This window comes from Martinezella sp. CNPSo 3732, from assembly GCF_057784515.1.
The window spans coordinates 112939-132998 of record NZ_JBXSOO010000015.1 but is presented as its reverse complement, the minus strand read 5'-3'; the positions used below and the strand labels follow the sequence as shown (position 1 = coordinate 132998).

Genomic DNA, 20060 nt, shown 5'->3' with positions numbered 1-20060 from the left:
AGGTTGTATTTGGCACGACTTGCCCGGTTATCGCTATTTTGCGATGAGCATATGTTCTTCGATGCCGGCATCGAATTGCAGGCGGGCGAGCTTCGCATAAATACCGCCATGGCGGATCAGGCTCTGATGCGTGCCTTCCTCGACGATGTGGCCCTGATCCAGCACCAGAATGCGGTCGGCCTTGAGCACGGTCGCCAGGCGATGGGCGATGACCAGGGTCGTGCGTGCTTCCATCAAGCCCTCCAGCGCCTTCTGAACGAGCGTCTCGCTTTCGGCATCGAGCGCGGAGGTCGCTTCATCGAGCAGCAGGATTGGCGCATTCTTCAGGATGGCGCGGGCAATGGCGACGCGCTGGCGCTGGCCGCCGGAAAGGGTGACGCCGCGCTCGCCGACCTGCGTATCATAGCCCATTTCGAGGCGCGAAATGAACTCGTCCGCCTGCGCGGCGATCGCGGCGGCGCGCACTTCGTCGCGTGAGGCGCCCGGGCGGCCGAAGGCGATATTGTCATGGATGGAGGCGGCAAAGATCGTGGTGTCCTGAGGGACGATGGCGATGCGCTCACGCAGAGCATCCGGCAGCACATCGCGCGCATCGACACCATCCAGGGCAACTCGGCCCTTCTGCGGATCGTAGAAGCGCAGCAGCAGCGAAAAGATAGTGCTCTTGCCGGCACCGGACGCGCCGACGATCGCGACGGTCTCTCCCGGCTTCACGGAGAAGGAGAGCCCATGCAGCGCCGATCTATTCGGTCGTGACGGGTAGGAAAAGTGGACGTCGGAAAATTCCACGCGGCCCTGCGGCGGCTGCGGCAAGGGCAGCGGATTGGCGGGGGTGGTGATGGGGGACACTTCGGCAAGCAGCTCGCCCAGGCGGTCGGCAGCGCCTGCAGCTTGCGACAGCTCGCCCCAGACTTCCGATAGCGAGCCCAGCGAAGAGCCTGCGATGACCGAATAGAGCAGGAACTGGCCGAGCGTGCCGGCAGACATCGTGCCGGCGAGGACATTCTGCGCACCGACCCAGAGAACCGCGACGATGCTGCCGAAGACCATGGCAATGGCGAAGCCCGTCAGCAGCGAGCGGGATTTGATCGCGGCGCGTGCCGCCTGATAGGCATCCTCGACGGCGCTGCCATAGCGCTGCGCCGCTGCGTCCTCGCCGTTATAGGCCTGAATGGTGCGGTTGGCCGCGATGGTCTCGTTGGCATAGGCCGATGCCTGCGCCAGCGTCTCCTGCGCGGCCCGCGAGCGCTTGCGCACGGAACGGCCGAAACTGACCAGCGGCAGGACGATGATCGGGATCGCGATCAGCACGATACTCGAGAGCTTCGGGCTGGTAACGATCATCATGATCACGGCGCCGAGACAGAGGATCAGGTTGCGCAGCGCGACAGACGCGGTGGCGCCGACCGCGGACTTGATCTGTGTCGTATCGGCCGTCAGCCGCGAGACGATCTCGCCGGATTGATTGACGTCGAAGAAAGAGGGCGACAGCCGCGTGACGTGGTCGAAGACTTCGCGGCGCATGTCCGAGACGATACGCTCGCCGATGGAGATGACGAAGTAATAGCGCAGCGCGCTCGCAGCGGCGAGCAGCAGGGCCATGATCATGATCGCCACGAAATAGCTGTCGATCAGGCCGCGGTCGGCTTGATCGAAACCGTGATCGATCATGCGGCGGACGGCGACTGGCAAAGCAAGCGAGGTAACGGCAGCGATGACGAGCGATATGATTGCCCCGGCCACCATGCCTCGATATCGCCTGAGGTATGGCGCCAGTCGTCCGAGAGGACGGATTGAACGGTTTTTCTTTTCCTCAGCCTGGCCAGTTTCTGACAAGTCGTCTCCAATCCCCATATCAGCAAGGGACTCGGCGTTTCGCCCCTTGTTATCGCCGCTGCCTTCATGTATAGGCACGCCATCTTAATTGGAAGCCGTGGCCTTTAACGGACTGCGGCTTCATTTATTCAATCGGTTCGGTTGCCGCAATGCCTTGCGACAAATGGACCCTGGCATGACAGGAAGATTGTTATGAAGGCCAACATTCATCCCGACTATCACACCATCAAGGTAGTCATGACCGACGGTACCGAATATGAAACCCGCTCGACCTGGGGTTCTGAAGGCGCTGTCATGAACCTCGAAATCGACTCCAAGTCCCATCCGGCTTGGACCGGCGGCAACCAGCAGCTGATGGACCGTGCCGGCCGTGTTTCGAAGTTCAACAAGCGCTTCGGCGGTCTCGGCATCTAATCGCTCTGCGATTTGTTGCTTGAAAAGAGCCCGGTTTTGCCGGGCTTTTTTGCGTTGATACGGAGCCTTGCACCCTCATCGCATACGCCGCAGGTAATCGGCGCGATCGAACGGATTTACTGCTGCGCGTTCCCGTGCACGGTGCGGACCCGATAGGGGTGCATAGTGATCGAAGGCGTGCTCCAGGACGCCGGCTCCGCCCGACAATCCCGGCAATTGCCTTTGGAGCGTCTGGATCATCGATGATGCCACCGTGCCTTCCAGTCGGGCCAGTCCCTCGTCGATTAGCGATTTTCTCATCGATGCGCCGGATCTCGCGAGCAGGCTGTGCACACCGGCCAAAGCCGTTGCCGGTATCTCGACGTGAAAATGCTCGATAGGTTCGCAGAGGATCGTTTGTGCCGATGAAAGCGCCGATGCAAGCACCAATGGTGTCAGCTTGCGGAAATCCACCGCCGTGCTCGCCGGCGAACTTTGCCGCGCCGCCGTCATGGCGACATGGCAGTCGATGATCTGCCAGCCGAAAAGACCTTCCTTCAGCGTTTCGAACGTGGCTTCCTCGACCGCCCGGTAGAAGCTTGCGGGCATCTGGCCGACATCCACTTCCAGGGCAAAGCTGTTTCCGCTGCCTTCCGGCCGCGGCTCGACGCGCAAGCCGACGGTAGCAAGAAACGGATTCGGCTCCTTGAATATGTGCTCAACCGCGCTTCCCGTTCCAGCCAGCCTCTCGACATAGATGACGGTGCTTTCTTCGAAGGCGATGTCGAGGCCGAATTCGCTCGAGAGGATTGCCTGGATGACCTCCTTCTGCACTTCGCCATAGAGTGAGACGTATATCTCGCCGGTTTCCTCGTTGGAGCGCAGGTTGATGAGCGGATCCTGTTCAGCGAGCTGACCAAGGGCCAGCCAGAGCGCCGCGTTTTCGGAGGGGCGCATCGGGCGGATGCGGGTTTCCAAAGTGGGCGGCGCGAAGTGGCGAAGCGTGCCTGGCCGGCTTTCGGTGCCGATCCAGTCGCCGATACGGGCGTTCGGGAGTCCACCGACTTTGGCGATTTGTCCGGCGCTGATCTGTGAGACCTTGTCCGCCCTGCCATCCCGGAAGAGCTGAAGGCTGCTGATCTTTGCCGGGCCGTTCGCGGTCTCGATATCGTCGCGAAGGCCGACCGTGCCAGACGCCAGATAGAGATAGGCGAGCTTCTCGCCACCCCATCCGCGTTCGATCTTGAAGATCGTCCCGATAACCGGGCCGTCATGGTTCGGCTGACGGCTGGGCAGCAAAGTCTGGACCGCCGAAATCAAGGTAGGGATGCCGAGGCCCCGCGTCGCCGTGCCGGCGAATGCCGGATGAATCAGAGACTTCGCCACCTGATCGACAAGGCCCTGCTCCAACCTCTGCCGCGTCAGGCGCTCGGGAGCCAGAATGTAATCTTCCAGCAAAGCCTCGTAGTTGACTGAAAGGGCTTCGCAGAGGCGCGAGAAATGCGGATCGCTTCCAAGATCGGCGGTCTCCACCGTGGCGAGCCTGCTGCCGGCATCATGGACGATCGACATTGCAATGGGGCGGACCGCTAGTTGGGTTGCAATGTCCTCAAGCACCTCATCATAGCGCGCGCCGAGGCGGTCGACCTTGTTGATGAAAAAGATGAAAGGGATGCTGAGACGGCGCAAAGCCCTGACGAGCACCCGGGTCTGCGATTGCACGCCCTCGACCGCCGACACGACGACCACGGCCGCATCAAGCAGCTGCAGCACTCGTTCGATCTCGGCAATGAAGTCCGGATGGCCAGGTGTGTCGATGAGATTCACCGTCACGTCACCGACGGCAAACGAAACCACCGCGGCGGCGATGGTGATGCCGCGTTGTTTTTCGAGTTCGAGGCTATCTGTCTGTGTGCTGCCGGTGTCGACGCTGCCGAGCTTGTCGATTATGCCGGTGTCGAAAAGGAGTCGCTCCGTGAGGCTAGTCTTGCCCGCGTCTACATGGGCGAGGATGCCCAGATTCAATGTGCGCATGGTTCATCATCTTCTCAGAATTTCGGATTTGATTTTCGTGAGAAGTGAGTCGGCGCATTGGGTCCTCCACGCGGATTCGATATCGGCTTGCCCGTCCCTTGAGAGAGGCAGGCACTCTTTTTTACAGAGGTCTCGCTGAGACCGTCAAGCTTTGCCCGCTTGCTACTTGGGGCTTAGCTTCGCGCGCGGCTTTTCCGAGGGATGAATGACTGCCCAAAACAAAACCGGCCACGTCAGGCGCGACCGGTCCAAATTCATTGGGGATTGTCTCAAGCTCAGTTGCCGCCGAAAGCGGTCTGCAGCAGGGTCAGCTGTGCCTTGACGCTGTTCTGGTTGTCCGGAACGATGGCAGGTTCCGTCGGACGGTAGATCTCGCGATCGAGGATGGCGACGCGGTTTTGCAGGCGCAGCGAACGCTCCACCAGATCGCGGAAGGATTCCGGCAGGTCATTCCAGCCGGGTGCGGTGCGGTCGACGTTGAAGCCGTCGAGGCGAACCTTGTTCTTTTCGGTCAATACCTGATCGCGCGACATTTCGCCGTTGTTGACGGCGCGCTGCAGCAGCAGCCAGGATGCCATCTGCATGAGGCGGGTGGTCAGCCGCATGGATTCGGCGGCGTAGAGTACGGAGGCCATGCGCGGCAGAACCTTGGAAGCGGCGCGGCCCTGCCCGTCGAGATAGCCGGCGGTTTCTTCGACTAGCGACATGCCTTCAGAATAAAGCGCCCTGAACTGCGCCGACGATGCGGCGTGGCCAGCAAAGCTGATCGTGTTCAACCCAAGTTCCGACATCGAATAAATCCCTGCTTCACGCAACACTTTTGTTCAGGAAAAGCCGGTCAAGTCCCTAAGAGCTTTCGGCATCCGCTTTTATGACTTTAAGATGGTTGTTTTAACTGAAATTCGCAAGGCGATTCTTAAGAAAGGGTTAATCTCCACAGTTTCGGCGAGGTCCGCGATACAGGACAAAAAAGAAGAGCCGCAAAAGCGGCTCTCAAGGTAAAACAGGGAGAAAAATCAGACCAATTCGCCAAGTGGAGGAACTGTCTGAGTCCAGAGCGAATCTGGATGGTCATAGTAATATGTCGTAAAGCTTAATATTCAGTTGACCATGCCTTAATCCTGAACTGCGCTGCCCAGATTTTGTGCTGCGGCGATACCTCCCTGGCGCTGAGCTTTAGAAGCGGAAAAGGCTATCCGCCGCCTTGCGGCCGGAGGCCTTGGTGGCGATTTCCTCTTCCAGCCGGGCGATCTCGCCCTGAAGCAATGCGACGCGGCTTTTCAGCTCGTCGACCGATAGTAACGAAAGGTCGCTGCCGATCTCGTGGGCGGATGGCTGCTTGGGACGATCATCATCGAATAGGCTCATTTCGGCTCCTCCTTTCCCTTCACGAGGGATCAGGTGCCGTAATTTACAGTTATATCGTCCTTTTTTGAAGTCTCGCTGCGCGCCAGCGCCATGCTCTCCGGTGTGATCATCTGCGCGTTGGCCGATGGCATGGTCGTATAGGCGTCGCGATCGCCCGCCGGCTTTGCGGCGCGCATGCGGCTGCGGAAGATCGAATAGGAGGTAATCAGCACGTGGGCGATAGCGGTGACGAAGAATAGCGAGTAGGGGCCGATGGAGGACATGACCGGGCCGCTCAGCGTCGGGCCGATGATCGTGCCGATGCCGTAGAGCAGCAGCAGACCGCCCGACACCTTGACGAAATCCTCCGGCGCGGCGAAGTCGTTGGCATGGGCGACGGCGATCGGATAGAGCGTGTTGGCGACGGCGCCATAGATGACGACCATGCTGATGAGGAAAGCCGGGCTGCCGGGCTTCAACAGGAAGAGCAGCAGTCCGTCGAGGGCTGCAATCGCCGCCATGCCCGCGAGCACGTAGCGACGATCGATGCGATCGGATAAACGGCCGGCTGGCAGCTGCATTACGGCGCCGGCGAAGATGGTCGAGCTCATCATCAGCGCGATATCGCCTTCGGAAAGGCCGGCCTTGGCACCAAAGACGGCGCCGAGCGTGCCGTATGCGCCATTGGCGATGCCGACGAGCAGGATGCCGATCGAGGCGACGGGCGAATTGCGGTACAGCGCCTTCAGGTCGAGGCTGACGGCCTTCAGCGGCTGCGGCGAGGCGGCTGTCGACAGCGTGGTCGGCAGCATGGCGATACAATAGCAGATGCCGCACACCATGAAGAGGATGGGCGTGTGGATATCGGCGAAGGGCACCATCATCTGACCGGCGACGGCGCCGATCAGCGTAATGCCGATATAGAGCGAGAAGATCGCGCCACGGCTTTCATTGGTGGCGCGTTCGTTGAGCCAGCTCTCGATGATCATCGAGGTGCCGGCCGTGCAGAAGCCGGTCACGGCACGCAACGCCACCCACCAGATGGGGTCGACGATGATGCCGGTCAGAAGCGCGATGATGGCGATGACGGAGATGAAGCCCGAAAAGGCGCGCACATGACCTATGCGCCGAACCAGTTTCGGCGCGGTCAGGCAGCCTAGCACAAAGCCGGTCGCCCAGGTGGTGCCGAGTAGGCCGAGCGTCGTCGTCGCATAGCCTTCGGCCGTGCCGCGCACGGGCAGCAAGAGGCTGTGCAGGCCATTGCCCGTAAACAGGAACAGCGTGCCGAACAGCAGAGCGAGTACCGGCAATATGTTTCTTTTCATGCTCCCCACCTTCATGCGGCTCGTTTTTAGGAGCCGATAAGACAGGATCGTGCCCTGCCTGCATTCGCTATTGATTGTGTCCCGGATTGCCGCTATCGGCCTGTAGAAACAGTCTGTTGGCGCGGAAAAATGTCCGTCCTATGACAATTAGAGCATGATCGCGAAAGGCGTGCAGCGGTTTTTGGTCGCGGCTGCCCTCACTCTTGCATAAACGGGGAAAAATAGCGTGACAAAAGCCATAGCGGTGCTGCTCCTGCTCGCCATGGCGGTGCATGTCATCAAGCCCTTGGGATTGCCAGGCTTGAGACGCAGGGCGGATTTCTGGAAGATCGCCATCTTCGCCTTTGCCGTCTGGACGGTGGCGCTCGTTATCAACGAGGTGTTTTAGCGCATTTCGGGCTGGTTTCAGGGCTTCAGCGCCGCAACACGCGGCTGCCTAAAGTTGGATCTCTCCGCGCATGACGGAGATGCTGCTGCCCGACAGCAAGACTTCGTTTACCGTGCCGGCAGATTTCCTGACATCGACGCCGATAAGGCTGCGTCTTCCCATTTCCACGCCCTGCTCGATGGTGATCTTTACCTCCGCGTCCTGCGCGGGAAGCAGGGACGTCAGATAGGCGCTGATCGCGGCGGAGGCGCTGCCGGTCGCCGGGTCTTCCGTCACATTGTCGAGCGGGGCAAACATGCGGGCGCGGATAGCCCACGGGTTTTCGGGAGAGCGCACATAGAGAAAGAGCGAGAAGCCGGTCTTGTCTTCCTTGTGCCGCGCGGCCGCCTCGGCAAAAACGGCGGAATTCGGCCGTGCCTTGGCGAGCGTTTCGAGGCTATCCAGCTCTGCAAAGGCGAAAGGCAGGCCGACGGATGCGAAGGTCGGCGCATGGGTTGCGTGGCGGATCGATTGCGGATCGATCTGCACGCAAGCGGCAATCAGTTCGTCGGTTATGGTCTCGCCGATCGTAAGTCTGCCCGGTGCGCGGATGCTTGCGCCGGAGACGCCACCGCCGTTGCGCAGCAACGTTACCTCGACAAGCCCGGCATCCTCTTCGAAGATCAGCCTGTCACTTATGGGTTTTCCGAAGATCGCTTGTTGCTGGCCGAGGACGAAGGCGGTGCCGACATTGGGATGGCCGGCAAAGGGGATTTCGGCCGTGGGCGTGAAGATGCGGACGCGGGCTGTATGCTCCGGGTTTTCCGGCGGCAGCACGAAAGTCGTTTCGGAATAGCAGAATTCGCTTGCGATCTTCTGCATGGCGTCGCTGTCGAGACCGCGGGCATCGGGGATGACCGCCAGCGGATTGCCAACGAAGCGTTCGGATGTGAAGACATCGACGGTGACATAAGCGACAGTGTTCATGGCGGCCCCACAGCTTCATAGATCTGCGAGGATTTAGCCGTTGCCCGGCTGATGCTGGAAGCGGGAACTTGTGCCGGTGACAACTTCACCAGCAGTGCCCTCTGGCAGCCCGCCTTACGTGTCAGCTTGAAGGCTGCATCACGCAATGGCGATCGCGTTAATTGCTCTGAAACTGTTTGAGCACGCTGGACCAGAGTTCGACGAGCTCGGCACTGCCGACATCGCCGGGCTTTGCACGTACCGCTGTGTGCACGAGAACCAGGTGTGTCGCAGGATCGACCAGGATGCGCTGGCCTGCTTTGCCGTCCAGGAAAAACGTTCGGCGCGGACCGGGCATCAGCCAGGTTTGATAGCCGTAGCCCCAGGGGTTCGTTTCGTGATTGACCGCAAGAAACGAGCCTTGCTTGACCGGCTGTGTCGCATCGAGCAGCCATTGGCGCGGGATGATCTGCCGGCCATTCAAGGCGCCGTCATGCGCGAGCAGCAGACCAAAGCGGGCATAATCGCGCAGTGTCGCGCTGAAGCAGCAGTAGCCCACCTCCTGGCCGGTGCTGTCGATCTGCCAGTTCGCGTTGGCTTCCGCGCCCATCGGCTGCCATATCCGGGACTGGAGATAGTCCGCCATGCTCATATGCGTGGCGTGTGTCAGGACCAGGCTCAGCCCCTCCGTATCGAGATTGCTGTAGTGCCAGACAGTATCGGGAGGCGCCACTCGCTTGTTGAAGCGCGATACGGCCGTAATGGGGTCGAGCTTTTCCGGGCCGAGCAGTGAATTGCTGAGGCGAACATTATCGTCGGGATTGCCGAAGTTCTCCGTGAAGGCAATGCCGGAGGCCATATGCAGCAAGGCGCGGATCGGTGTGACGCCCATTTCTGTGCCTTTCAGCTCCGGCACATAGGTCTCAACCGTATCGTCGATCGAATGGATGGCGCCCTCGGAAATCGCGATCCCGATCATCATAGCGGTCAAGGTTTTCGCCATGGATTGCGAGACAAGGCGGTCGCGGTCGGTGCGGCCATATTGGTAATGTTCGAACAGGATCGTGTCGTTGTGGGCAATCAGCAGGCCCGTGGTGGGATTGGTGTCGAGATATTTCGACAAGGAGGCCGTTTCGGTGCCGAACGTGAACTTGACCGAAATTTCGGACGGGGCGCGTAAAAGCTGTAACGGATGCTCGGCGGCGGCGATCGTATGCGTTGGCGCGAGCTTATCGGCGTGACTGAAGTTGCCGATCATGTTCCGTTGTTCGCTCAGCGGCAGGCCTACGGGGTAGCCGAGTTTCTCACCGTAAGCCTCTGCGTCCGGTCCGGTCGCGGAGAAAACGGGAACAGCCGTCTGCAATTGTTGGGCGCGAGCAATGTCTATTTGTGCAACTAGGACTACAGAAAGAACAGCAACAAAACTGCGCCAAGCAAGCATATGGCAACCCCTCTATTTGACCCCTTTTATTATAAGTGGGACAAGCTAGTGCCGCGTTTTCGTAACATCCATTTGACATGGTTTGTTTTCCGATATCACAGCAAAGCTATTCTTACCATTGTGTCAGATGTAACTTGCTCTGTTCTGAACGCTCGGTTGGCCATTGTCCGAAAGCAAAAAGCCCCGATCGCGACCGAGGCTTTTCGTTCATTCGAATACTCAAGCGGTTCAGCTTTCACCGAGTTATTGGACCGCTCTATCCGTTTGTTTCCGCGCAATTCCCGACGGAAAATTCCAGTGCACTTTTCCTGGAATTGCTCCAGCTGGCATCAGGCAGCCTGTTCGCGATCCTTCGTCCAGCTGCCCTTGGCGGCGAGATAGTTCATCTCGGCGCGATGGGTGAAGGCGCGCTGGCCGGCGGCGACGTTTTCCGGCTTGCCGCCCCATGCCTTCAGCGCGCTGTCCTGCAGGGCGCGACCATAGGAGAAGGTCACCTTCCAGGGCAGTTCATAGCCGGAATTGATGGCGGAGAGATGGGCGGTTGCCTCTTCGGTGGACTGGCCGCCGGAGAGGAAGGCGATACCGGGAACGGCTGACGGAACCGTTTCCTTTAGAACCTTGACGGTGCGTTCGGCGACCTGCTCGACTGAGGCTTTGCGGACCTTCTTGCCGTCGATGACCATGCTCGGCTTCAGGATCATGCCTTCGAGCTTGATGCGGGCTTCTGCGAGCTCCTGGAAGACGATCTGCAGCGTCCAGCGGGTAACTTCCTCACTGCGGTCGAGGCTCTGCGTGCCGGGCTCGCCATCCATCAGCACTTCCGGCTCGACGATCGGAACGATCTTGGCCTGCTGGCAGAGGGCGGCGTAGCGGGCAAGCGCATGGGCGTTGGCCTTGATGGCGCCATAGGTCGGCAGCGTATCAGAAATGGCGATCACGCCGCGCCATTTGGCAAAGCGGGCGCCGGCATCATAATATTTCGCCAGGCGATCGGCGAGGCCGTCGAGGCCTTCGGTGACGGTTTCGCCAGGGAAACCGGCGAGCGGCTTGGCGCCGACATCGACCTTGATGCCGGGAATGCTGTCTGCAGCCTTGATGATATCGACGAAGGGGGTGCCGTCCGCGGCCTTCTGGAAGAGGGTTTCCTCATAGAGGATGACGCCGGAGATGTACTTCTTCATTGCGTCGTCGGAGCGGAAGAGCATTTCGCGATAGTCGCGGCGGCTCTCTTCCGTTGATACGAGAGAGATGGCGTCGAAGCGCTTCTTGATCGTGGCGGTGGATTCGTCCGCCGCCAGGAGGCCCTTGCCACCAGCAACCATCTTTACGGCAATGTCTTCAATTCGTTCGCTCATTTTGTTTCTCCAAGGCGATTTCATTCGGCGACAAGAACAATATAGATCGGCGATAACAGAAGTGTAGAAGGAGGGAAATGGCAGGCTAACTAATTGAAACGATTGAAATGATTTCAACCGTTTGAAAGTCTTTCATGTAATCCTAGCACTCATGGAAAAGCCGCGAAAGCTTTAGCTTTCGCGGCGCGCATCGTTCACCGCGATAAGGCTTGTTTATTTGCTGGCCCGCAGAACTGCGACACCCGGCAGGACCTTGCCTTCCATCCATTCGAGGAACGCGCCGCCCGCCGTCGAGACATAGGTGAAATCGTCGGCAACGCCGGCATGGTTGAGCGCCGAAACCGTGTCGCCGCCGCCGGCGACCGAGGTCAACTTGCCGGACTTGGTGCATTCGGCGGCATATTTGGCAACTGCGACGGTTGCGGCATCGAAAGGCGTGATTTCGAAGGCGCCGAGCGGGCCGTTCCAGACCAGCGTCGTGGCACGGCCGATCCAGTTCTTGACGGCTTCGACGGACTTCGGACCGACATCGAGTACCATGGCATCGGCGGGGATCGCTTCGATTGCGACGATTTCGTTGTCGGCACCGGCCTTGAATTCGCGAGCGACGACGCCGTCCTCAGGCAGCACGATCGCGCAGCCGGCTGTGGCCGCCTCGATCATGATCTGCTTGGCTGTGTCTGCAAGGTCATGTTCGCAGAGCGATTTGCCGACATTGGTGCCGCGGGCGGCGAGGAAGGTGTTGGCCATGCCGCCGCCGATGACGAGCGCATCGACCTTCTTCACTAGGTTCGTCAGAAGGTCGATCTTGGTGGAAACTTTGGCGCCGCCGACGATGGCGACGACCGGGCGGACCGGATTGCCGAGGCCCTTTTCCAGGGCTTCAAGCTCTGCCTGCATCGTGCGGCCTGCATAGGCCGGCAGCAGGTGGGCGAGGCCCTCCGTCGAGGAATGGGCGCGGTGCGCGGCCGAGAAAGCGTCGTTGACGTAGATATCGCCATTGACGGCGAGCGCCTTGGTGAAGGCTGCATCGTTCTTTTCCTCTTCCTTGTGGAAGCGGGTGTTTTCCAGCAGCAGGATGTCGCCGTTGTTCATCTTGGCAACGGCGTCGGCAGCGGGGGCGCCGATGCAGTCGGAGGCGAAGAGAACGGCATGGTCCAGGACCTCTTCAACCGCCGGCACGATGAGGCCGAGGGAAAGATCCGGGGAAGGGCCGTCCTTCGGGCGGCCGAAATGGGCGAGCAGGATGACCTTGGCGCCCTTTTCGGACAGCTCGAGAATCGTCGGGGCGACCCGCTCGATGCGGGTCGCATCGGTGACCTTGCCATCCTTGACCGGCACGTTGAGGTCGACGCGCACGAGCACGCGCTTGCCGGAGATGTCGGTGAGATCGTCGAGAGTTTTGAAGGCTGCCATGGGAAGGATCCGATATTGTTGGTGGCGAAAAGCGCGCCGACCATACTACGGATGATCGGAGACGCAAGAACCGTTCGGCGTTTCATGGGATCACTGAGCGGTTCTATTTTTCTGATTTTTGGCAATTCCGGACGGAAAGCCGCCGCGCATTTTTCCAGGGATCGCTCAAGGCATTCAGGCGTCGTTTTTACCCGGCGTTGATTCGTCCGAAACAGCTTCATGCGCGCGTTCGCGGCGCTTCTGCAGATAGGCGCGGATGCTCTTCAAAATATCGTGGAGATTGATGAAGATCGGCATGATGACGGGCGGTTCCACCGCTTCGAGCGACATGCCGACGGATTGGATATGATCGTTCTCGTCGAGATCGCGGACGATGAGGATAATCTCGCCCAGACGAACGCGATCCGCATAGTCGGCCTTGCCACCGAGGCGATGGCGCATGAGCTCCGCTATGGTGAGCCCCTTCTCCTGTTCGCTTAGTAGTCCCGGCCCATAGGCGGCATCAAGATCGGCGGCGGGGCGCAGCGGCGAGATCGAGAAGGCACCGAAGAATTCGGCATCCTCGGGATCGACCGGCGCGCGGCTGGCGAAGATGCGGTCGAGAAGGCGCGAATAATTGGGAGAGACGAAAAGATAGACGATATCGTTTTCGCGCAGGCGGCCGGCATATTGATAGCGCATGGACTTGCCGTCGCGAACGATGAGCGACGGCGTCGCCCAGCGCGGAATGCGTTCGCCGCGCAGGACCGGGCTGTCCTTCACGACACGATAGGAGAGGAGTTCGTGGTTGACCGTGCCCGGCAGGTCGACTTCGACCTTGTCGATCGCCCCCATGCGCGGTGGAACGATGAGGCCGAGGCGGCGCGCCATCGGTTTGATGGTCCAGCCCTGGACGAGCAGCGACACCAACACGACGATGAAGGCGACGTTGAAATAGGTCTGGCCGGCCTGCAGGCCGCCGAGGATCGGCATGATCGCCAGAAGAATGGAGACGGCGCCGCGCAGACCGACCCAGGCGACGAAGCCGGTCTCCCGCTGCGTGTAGTCGAAAGGCAGCACGCAGAGCCAGACGGCGATCGGTCGGGCAACGAAGATCAGGAACAATGCCAGCGCGACGGCAGGGACGGCGATCGCCGGAAATTCCGATGGGGTCGCGAGCAGGCCGAGAACGAGGAACATGATGATCTGCGCCAGCCAGGTCATGCCGTCCTGGAAACGCTTGATCGAGGCGGATGCGGGCAGCTTGCGATTGCCGGCATAGATGCCTGCGACATAGACGGCCAGGAAGCCGCTGCCGCCGACGGCGCCGGTAAACGAGAAGACGAGGAGTGCCAGCGCCAGCACGAAGATGGGGGTCAGGCCGCGGTCGGTTTCCAAGCGGCCGACGATGAGGACGATCATCATGCCGCCGAGCAGGCCGAGTATGACGCCTAGCCCCATCTGCTGGACGAAGGTGGCGAGCATGGCGAGGTTGATGCCGGCATAGCCTTCGCCGCTTGCGAGCAGCTCGACCAAGGCGAGCGTTAGAAAGATCGCCATCGGATCGTTGGTGCCGGATTCGACTTCCAGCGTCGAGCGCACCTTGTCACGGATATTGATGCCGCCGATGCGCAGCAGGAAGAAGACGGCGGCTGCATCCGTCGAGGCAACGATGGAGCCGAGCAGCAGGCCTTGCAGCCAGGTGAAGCCGAGCAGCCAGGTGGCCGCGAGGCCGAACAATGCGGCCGTTACGATGACGCCGACGGAAGCGATGGTCAGCGCGGGTGCCGCAGCAAGCTTGAAGGCCTGGATCGGCGTACCATAGCCGGAATCGAAGAGAATGATGGCAAGCGCCAGGGAGCCGAGAATATAAGCGAGATAATTATTGGAGAATTCGATGCCGAGGCCGTCCGTGCCGGCGGCAAGGCCGATCATGAGGAAGAGCAGCAGCAGGGGTGCGCCGAAGCGGAAGGCAAGGAGGCTGGAGAAGGCAGCAATGAGAATGAGAACCGTGCTGATCAGCACGATGACGTAAAATGCCTCCACCTTTTCTTCCCCTTTTCCGTGCGCCGCTGCTCTGCTGGGGCTAAAAGCCCGGAATACCGGAGTCCCTTCGTCACCCCATCATGCAGTCTTGCCGGCCATATTGGCAAATATGGCCTCATTCAGAGGAGCTTTATAATTGAAGCCCGCTCTGAAGATTGCGACGTCATGGTGTGATGCGCTTTTGCCAGAACGGCGAAGCGGCTTGGAATACCCTGGGAGACTTCCTATCCAAAATTTATTGGTGAATCTGGACCATAGCAGGGCAGGGAGAGCAAAGATTGGGCCTTTTTGAAGAGCAATTGCGATTAGGCCTCTGAAACCCAAGAATGCACTTCGAAATCTACAATAGATCACCTTACCGCCCGAAACGTTTAAATCGATGGATAGCGAATGAAGTGCTCATGATGCCTTGGGCCATACCGAAAGGCTTGTGCATGGATCCTCGAGCTTGACCCGAGGATCCATGCACAAGCTCGCTGCTCGTTGATTTCATGCCAGACAGCGACGGAGCCTTCAAAGGCGACCATACCGATGTCGAGCTCTATACCGAGGCCTTCGCTCAGACATGCACGCGCCTGAAATGGCTGGGATAGTCGATCACGAGCCCATCCTCATCCACCGGAAGTTCGGCGGTGAAATCCCGGTCTTCGGCCGCATAGCGGTAAAGCTTCTCCGGCGCGATGCAGGTGTAGTGCTGACCGTCGCGCACCGGCTCGAAGGTGTCGAACGGGATATAGAGCATGGAGAGCTTGGCGGTTCCGCTTTCGGGCGTCATCTCCAACCGGCGGATCGGCAGGCTGTTGGTGAAGGGCGAGCCGTAGAGATCGATATCGATGCAGCCGTCGAATTGCGGCAACGTCACGCCATGCTCGGTGCGCCAATGTCCCTTGCCGTCCGAGATCAGCGCCAGGCGGCGGCCATCGGTGGTTTCGACGGAGAAGGAAAGAACGGCCCAATCGGTGGCGCAGTCGATATGGTAGGAGATGCCATAGGGCGTGCCGCCGCGGGCACCAATGATAATGCCGGCAGCACGGATGGCCGCGCTGCCGGCATTATCGAGAGGGGTGATCGTCAGGTGCTCCAGCCCGTCTCCTTCCAAGGGACGCCAGCGGACTGTCGTCGGAAGGAGCGGGCGGAAGGCCATGATCAGATCAGCTTGGCGAAGGCAACGGCCGTGTCCGACATGCGGCTGGAGAAGCCCCACTCGTTGTCGTACCAGGACAGGACACGCACAAAGTTGCCTTCCATGACCTTGGTCTGGTCGGTCGCGAAGATCGACGAGTGGCTGTCATGGTTGAAGTCGCGCGAAACCAGCGGCTCGTCGGTGTAGCCGAGGATGCCCTTCAGCTTGCCGTTCGATGCAGCCTTGATGGCTTCGTTGATTTCGCCGACCGTCGTTGCCTTCTTGGACACGAACTTGAAGTCGACAACCGAGACGTTCGGCGTGGGAACGCGGATCGACGTGCCGTCGAGCTTGCCCTTGAGGTGCGGCAGAACGAGACCGACAGCCTTTGCTGCGCCCGTCGACGTCGGGATCATGGACAGGGCTGCGGCGCGGGCGCGGTACAGATCCTTGTGCATGGTGTCCAGCGTCGGCTGGTCGCCGGTGTAGGAGTGGATTGTCGTCATGAAGCCGTGGTCGATGCCGACCGCGTCGTCGAGAACCTTGACCACCGGCACCAGGCAGTTCGTGGTGCAGGACGCGTTGGAGATGACCAAATGCTCCTTGGTGAGCTGGTCGTGGTTGACGCCGAAAACGACGGTCAGGTCGGCGCCGTCGGCAGGAGCCGAAACGATGACGCGCTTGGCGCCGGCCGTCAGGTGAGCGGCGGCCTTGTCCCGGGCGGTGAAGATGCCCGTGCATTCCATGGCGATGTCAACACCGAGATCGCGGTGCGGCAGGGTTGCCGGATCCTTGATCGCCGTGACCTTGATCGGCTTGCCGCCGCCAACGATGATCGTGTCGCCTTCGACCTTCACTTCGGCGGGGAATTTGCCATGGATGGAATCGTAACGCAGCAGATGAGCATTGGTTTCGACCGGGCCGAGATCGTTGATGGCAACGACTTCGATGTCGGTGCGGCCGGATTCGACGATTGCGCGCAGGACGTTACGGCCGATACGGCCAAAACCGTTGATGGCTACTTTTACAGTCATGAATGTCACTCCCTTTCATTCAGGGTGTTTATCTATGGGATTTGAGAGCGCTTGTCAGCGCCCTCAGGAAAGCTTTGCCTCAGCAGCGGCAACAACGGCTTCGGTGGTGATGCCGAAATGCTTGTAGACGTCCTTGTACGGAGCCGAAGCGCCGAAGCTCTTCATGCCGATAAAGGCGCCTTCCGGTCCGATGAAGGCATCCCAGCCTTCGCGAACGCCAGCTTCGACGGCAACCTTGACCGGCGAGTTACCGATGACTTCCTTGCGGTAGGCGTCCGGCTGCTCGAAGAAGAGTTCGGTGCAGGGAACCGAAACGACCCGCGTGGAGACGCCCTTGCCTTCGAGAACGGTGCGGGCGGCGACGGCGAGTTCGACTTCGGAGCCTGAAGCGAAGATCGTCACCTTGGCATCGGCATTGCCGGCCAGCGTGTAGGCGCCGAGTTCGCAGAGATTCTTCTCGCTGTACTCGGTACGAGCGGCCAGCAGGTTCTGACGGGTCAGGGCGAGACCGGACGGACGGTTGGTCGTCTTGATGGCGATCTGCCAGCATTCCGCCGTTTCTGTTGCATCCGCCGGGCGGAAGAGCTGGAAGTTCGGGATGGCGCGCAGGCTTGCGACCTGCTCGACCGGCTGGTGGGTCGGGCCGTCTTCGCCGACGCCGATGGAATCATGCGTCAGGACATGGATGGCGCGGATGCCCATCAGGGCAGCGAGGCGCAGCGGCGGACGGCAATAATCCGAGAAGATCAGGAAGCCGCCACTATAGGGAATGAGACCGCCGTGGAGCGCGATGCCGTTCATCGCGGCAGCCATGCCGTGTTCGCGGATACCCCAGTGCATGTAACGGCCGGAGAAATCAGTCGGGGTGATCGACTTCATCTGGCTGGTCTTGGTGTTGTTCGACGGCGTCAGGTCGGCCGAGCCGCCGAGCGTCTCCGGAATGAAGCCGTTGATGACTTCGAGCGCATCTTCCGATGCCTTGCGGGTCGCGACCGTCGGCTTGGTTTCCGCGAGCTTCTTCTTGTAGTCGCTGATGGCGGCGTCGAATCCGGCCGGCAGCTTGTGATCGAAGCGGCGGGTGAACTCGGCCTTCTTGGCCGGGTCGGCGGCAGCAAGGCGGCCTTCCCAGGCCTCGCGAGTGCCGACGGAGCGCTCGCCGGCAGCGCGCCATTCACCGAGGACGTCGTTCGGGATGACGAAGGGCTCGTAGGGCCAGTTGAGCGCGACGCGGGTCGCGGCAATTTCCTCGGCGCCGAGCGGCGAGCCATGGACCTTGTGCGTACCCTGCTTGTTCGGAGCGCCGAAGCCGATGATCGTCTTGCAGGCGATCAACGTCGGGCGGTCGGACTTGTGTGCGGCTTCGATGGCCGCAGCGATGGCGGCCTGGTCGTGACCGTCGATTTCGATCGTGTTCCAGTGAACGGCCTTGAAGCGCATGATCTGGTCGGTCGAATCCGACAATGAGACCGCGCCGTCGATGGTGATGGAGTTGTTGTCCCAGAACAGGATCAGCTTGTTGAGCTTGAGGTGGCCGGCCAGCGCGATCGCTTCATGGCTGATGCCTTCCATCAGGCAGCCGTCGCCGCACATGGCGTAGGTGTAGTGATCCTGAAGTTCCGAGCCGAATTCCTCGCGCAGTTTGCGTTCGGCGATCGCCATGCCGACGGCATTGGCAATGCCCTGGCCGAGCGGGCCGGTGGTGGTTTCGATGCCGGTGGCGTGACCGTATTCCGGATGGCCGGCGGTCTTGGAGCCGAGCTGGCGGAAGCGTGTGAGCTCTTCGACCGTCATGTCGGGATAGCCGGTCAGATAGAGGACCGAATAAAGCAGCATCGAGCCGTGGCCAGCCGACAGGACGAAGCGGTCGCGGTCCGGCCAAAGCGGGTTCTTCGGATCGAAGCGCAGATATTTGCTAAAGAGAACGGTGGCGACATCAGCCATCCCCATCGGCAAACCGGGGTGACCGGAATTGGCCTTCTCGACAGCATCCATGGCAAGGAAACGGATCGCATTCGCCATCCGGTCGTGTTGTTCGCGAGAGTTCATGGGTTTTTCCGCAGTGTTCCGGGTTCGGGGGATGGCCACACGCTTGGGGAGGAGGGTCATCGGTTGAAAGGCGGGTGAAGGGGAGACGCTCTTCCGAACGCCATTTTCAACGTCGCCTCAGGCGGTCGAGACATAGCAGTTAGGGCGAGCAAGTCAATAAATCGAGGACCCAATACAAGCCTCTCGGGGCAATTTTTTGACATTTGCCCGTTCACTTTTACAAAAGACGACAATCATGCGACAAGGCCTGTGCAGGCGGCAAAGGCGGCATTCATCCACAGAATAGGGGGGCTGCCACATGACAGCCTTTATTGACGTGCTGTTGCCGAGTTGAATATTGTTGCGAAATCAGACAAGTGGCCGGATGTTTTGATTCGGGCCTTGCGCGGAGATGCGAAGGGTATGACACCTTCAGGCAAAACGGTGGACGCGGCGCTCGCCCAATTGCGCCAGGCGCTTTCGACTTTGGAGAGCGCGGTTGACGGACGGTTCGAGCGGGAACGGGCGCAGAGCGATATAGAAGGCGAGGTCCGCAGGGTTCACGCCGATCGGTCCCGCCTTGCTCAGGAATTGGACCAGGCCGAGTTCCGTGCGAACCGGCTGGAAGAGGTCAATCGCGAAGTGTCGCGCCGGCTCGTCACGGCGATGGAAACCATAAGAGCCGTGCTGGACCGCTGATCCCTCGGGAGGCAGCCGTCGCAGCGCGGCAATGATCGGAAAGTCGAATGGCACAAGTAACGGTAACGATCGACGGCAAAGCCTACCGGATGGCCTGTGAAGAAGGCCAGGAAGGCCATCTGACGGATCTTGCCAATCGCTTCGACCGTTATGTCATGCATTTGAAGAGCCAGTTCGGTGAGATCGGCGATCTCCGGGTGACCGTCATGGCCGGCATCATGATCATGGACGAGGTGAGCGAATTGACCCGGCGCGTGTCTTCGCTGGAAACGGAGCTGGAAGCCCTGACCAGCACCCGCGATACGACCGTGGCAGCCAATGCGCGGGCCGAGGAGACGCTGGCAAGCGTCATCGATGAGGTGACGACGCGCATTCACGGCATCACCGAGAAGCTTTTAGAGCGGCCGGGCGTCGAGCAGGCTTGAGTTATTTCTGGGGCTGCCCATCGGTGCCCTCTGGTAGAAAGCTTCAAAGCTCTTTATATAGTTCAGGCGGTCTGCGCTTCCCGACAGGAACCACAATCCCTGGGGCCATACTCGATCCAAAGGGAGCTGTCCCTGACCAGGCCCGTGGGCCTGGACACACGGTGCCCACCTACGTTTGTAGGCACCCAGGATCGTAAACATCCATCGGTCGTCGTGGATCGCTCTTAAATTTTCCGGCAGATGGCCAAG

The 20060-nt window shown here is 60.2% G+C and carries 16 protein-coding genes, 1 other RNA gene and 1 pseudogene; 5 read left to right on the top strand and 13 right to left on the bottom strand.

All coding sequences use genetic code 11. The features are described 5' to 3' along the window. Nucleotides 1-33: 33 nt before the first annotated feature. The gene (locus tag AC13RM_RS22400; protein ID WP_374816564.1) at nt 34-1854 is read right to left on the bottom strand and encodes an ABC transporter transmembrane domain-containing protein; all 1821 of its coding nucleotides are present in this window, start codon (nt 1852-1854) and stop codon (nt 34-36) included. 174 nt (nt 1855-2028) lie between these two features. On the opposite strand from AC13RM_RS22400, the gene rpmE reads away from it, so the two are divergent. Then, nucleotides 2029-2250, top strand: coding sequence for a 50S ribosomal protein L31 (gene rpmE, locus AC13RM_RS22395; protein ID WP_015341030.1), 222 nt, complete (start codon nt 2029-2031; stop codon nt 2248-2250). A 75-nt stretch (nt 2251-2325) separates the two neighbouring features. Here rpmE and AC13RM_RS22390 read toward each other — a convergent pair whose 3' ends face one another. The 4 genes from AC13RM_RS22390 to AC13RM_RS22375 all read right to left on the bottom strand — a co-directional run bounded on the left by AC13RM_RS22390 (nt 2326) and on the right by AC13RM_RS22375 (nt 6935). Then, the gene (locus AC13RM_RS22390) at nt 2326-4263 is read right to left on the bottom strand and encodes a GTP-binding protein (RefSeq protein ID WP_374816401.1); all 1938 of its coding nucleotides are present in this window, start codon (nt 4261-4263) and stop codon (nt 2326-2328) included. A 275-nt stretch (nt 4264-4538) separates the two neighbouring features. Beyond that, nucleotides 4539-5054, bottom strand: a complete 516-nt coding sequence (gene rcdA, locus AC13RM_RS22385; protein ID WP_374816400.1) for a protease adaptor protein RcdA — start codon at nt 5052-5054, stop codon at nt 4539-4541. A 385-nt stretch (nt 5055-5439) separates the two neighbouring features. Beyond that, a complete protein-coding gene (locus AC13RM_RS22380; RefSeq protein WP_374816399.1) occupies nt 5440-5631 on the bottom strand; it encodes a DUF1192 domain-containing protein in 192 nt (63 codons plus the stop codon). A gap of 29 nt (nt 5632-5660) precedes the next feature. Next, nucleotides 5661-6935, bottom strand: coding sequence for an MFS transporter (locus AC13RM_RS22375; RefSeq protein ID WP_113230712.1), 1275 nt, complete (start codon nt 6933-6935; stop codon nt 5661-5663). Nucleotides 6936-7161: 226 nt separating this feature from the next. On the opposite strand from AC13RM_RS22375, the gene AC13RM_RS22370 reads away from it, so the two are divergent. Then, nucleotides 7162-7323, top strand: coding sequence for a hypothetical protein (locus AC13RM_RS22370; RefSeq protein WP_285172929.1), 162 nt, complete (start codon nt 7162-7164; stop codon nt 7321-7323). A 48-nt stretch (nt 7324-7371) separates the two neighbouring features. Here the strand turns inward: AC13RM_RS22370 and AC13RM_RS22365 are convergent, their stop codons facing one another. The 8 genes and pseudogenes from AC13RM_RS22365 to tkt all read right to left on the bottom strand — a co-directional run bounded on the left by AC13RM_RS22365 (nt 7372) and on the right by tkt (nt 18708). Further along, entirely contained in the window at nt 7372-8289 is a 918-nt protein-coding gene (locus tag AC13RM_RS22365) for a PhzF family phenazine biosynthesis protein (RefSeq protein WP_374816398.1), read from the bottom strand. A 157-nt stretch (nt 8290-8446) separates the two neighbouring features. Continuing rightward, nucleotides 8447-9631: a serine hydrolase domain-containing protein gene (locus tag AC13RM_RS22360; RefSeq protein WP_374816397.1), complete on the bottom strand. Its 1185-nt coding sequence runs from the start codon at nt 9629-9631 to the stop codon at nt 8447-8449. Nucleotides 9632-10038: 407 nt separating this feature from the next. Beyond that, nucleotides 10039-11064: a class I fructose-bisphosphate aldolase gene (locus AC13RM_RS22355; RefSeq protein ID WP_113408244.1), complete on the bottom strand. Its 1026-nt coding sequence runs from the start codon at nt 11062-11064 to the stop codon at nt 10039-10041. 213 nt (nt 11065-11277) lie between these two features. After that, nucleotides 11278-12536: pseudogene (locus tag AC13RM_RS22350) on the bottom strand (phosphoglycerate kinase). Between the two features lie 118 nt (nt 12537-12654). After that, nucleotides 12655-14505, bottom strand: coding sequence for a potassium/proton antiporter (locus AC13RM_RS22345; protein ID WP_374816396.1), 1851 nt, complete (start codon nt 14503-14505; stop codon nt 12655-12657). A gap of 559 nt (nt 14506-15064) precedes the next feature. Beyond that, nucleotides 15065-15649, bottom strand: a complete 585-nt coding sequence (locus tag AC13RM_RS22340; RefSeq protein WP_488555571.1) for a putative glycolipid-binding domain-containing protein — start codon at nt 15647-15649, stop codon at nt 15065-15067. A 2-nt stretch (nt 15650-15651) separates the two neighbouring features. Next, nucleotides 15652-16662, bottom strand: coding sequence for a type I glyceraldehyde-3-phosphate dehydrogenase (gene gap / locus AC13RM_RS22335; protein WP_092850606.1), 1011 nt, complete (start codon nt 16660-16662; stop codon nt 15652-15654). Between the two features lie 63 nt (nt 16663-16725). Beyond that, the gene (gene tkt / locus AC13RM_RS22330) at nt 16726-18708 is read right to left on the bottom strand and encodes a transketolase (protein ID WP_285172923.1); all 1983 of its coding nucleotides are present in this window, start codon (nt 18706-18708) and stop codon (nt 16726-16728) included. A gap of 402 nt (nt 18709-19110) precedes the next feature. On the opposite strand from tkt, the gene AC13RM_RS22325 reads away from it, so the two are divergent. The 3 genes from AC13RM_RS22325 (at nt 19111) to ssrS (ending at nt 20035) form a co-directional block, all read left to right on the top strand. Further along, a complete protein-coding gene (locus tag AC13RM_RS22325; RefSeq protein WP_015341018.1) occupies nt 19111-19386 on the top strand; it encodes a DUF4164 domain-containing protein in 276 nt (91 codons plus the stop codon). A 47-nt stretch (nt 19387-19433) separates the two neighbouring features. Continuing rightward, nucleotides 19434-19811, top strand: coding sequence for a cell division protein ZapA (locus AC13RM_RS22320; RefSeq protein WP_285172922.1), 378 nt, complete (start codon nt 19434-19436; stop codon nt 19809-19811). A gap of 65 nt (nt 19812-19876) precedes the next feature. Continuing rightward, a non-coding RNA gene (ssrS, locus tag AC13RM_RS22315) (6S RNA) lies at nt 19877-20035 on the top strand. The last annotated feature ends 25 nt before the right edge of the window (nt 20036-20060 follow it).

What these genes read in the sequence shown, in the direction of transcription:
- rcdA (WP_374816400.1), bottom strand. Translation starts at nt 5,054, where the DNA reads ATGTCGGAACTTGGGTTGAACACGATCAGCTTTGCTGGCCACGCCGCA.
- rpmE (WP_015341030.1), top strand. Translation starts at nt 2,029, where the DNA reads ATGAAGGCCAACATTCATCCCGACTATCACACCATCAAGGTAGTCATG.
- AC13RM_RS22365 (WP_374816398.1), bottom strand. Translation starts at nt 8,289, where the DNA reads ATGAACACTGTCGCTTATGTCACCGTCGATGTCTTCACATCCGAACGC.
- gap (WP_092850606.1), bottom strand. Translation starts at nt 16,662, where the DNA reads ATGACTGTAAAAGTAGCCATCAACGGTTTTGGCCGTATCGGCCGTAAC.
- tkt (WP_285172923.1), bottom strand. Translation starts at nt 18,708, where the DNA reads ATGAACTCTCGCGAACAACACGACCGGATGGCGAATGCGATCCGTTTC.
- AC13RM_RS22375 (WP_113230712.1), bottom strand. Translation starts at nt 6,935, where the DNA reads ATGAAAAGAAACATATTGCCGGTACTCGCTCTGCTGTTCGGCACGCTG.
- AC13RM_RS22390 (WP_374816401.1), bottom strand. Translation starts at nt 4,263, where the DNA reads ATGCGCACATTGAATCTGGGCATCCTCGCCCATGTAGACGCGGGCAAG.
- AC13RM_RS22355 (WP_113408244.1), bottom strand. Translation starts at nt 11,064, where the DNA reads ATGAGCGAACGAATTGAAGACATTGCCGTAAAGATGGTTGCTGGTGGC.
- AC13RM_RS22380 (WP_374816399.1), bottom strand. Translation starts at nt 5,631, where the DNA reads ATGAGCCTATTCGATGATGATCGTCCCAAGCAGCCATCCGCCCACGAG.
- AC13RM_RS22325 (WP_015341018.1), top strand. Translation starts at nt 19,111, where the DNA reads ATGACACCTTCAGGCAAAACGGTGGACGCGGCGCTCGCCCAATTGCGC.
- AC13RM_RS22340 (WP_488555571.1), bottom strand. Translation starts at nt 15,649, where the DNA reads ATGGCCTTCCGCCCGCTCCTTCCGACGACAGTCCGCTGGCGTCCCTTG.
- AC13RM_RS22320 (WP_285172922.1), top strand. Translation starts at nt 19,434, where the DNA reads ATGGCACAAGTAACGGTAACGATCGACGGCAAAGCCTACCGGATGGCC.
- AC13RM_RS22400 (WP_374816564.1), bottom strand. Translation starts at nt 1,854, where the DNA reads ATGGGGATTGGAGACGACTTGTCAGAAACTGGCCAGGCTGAGGAAAAG.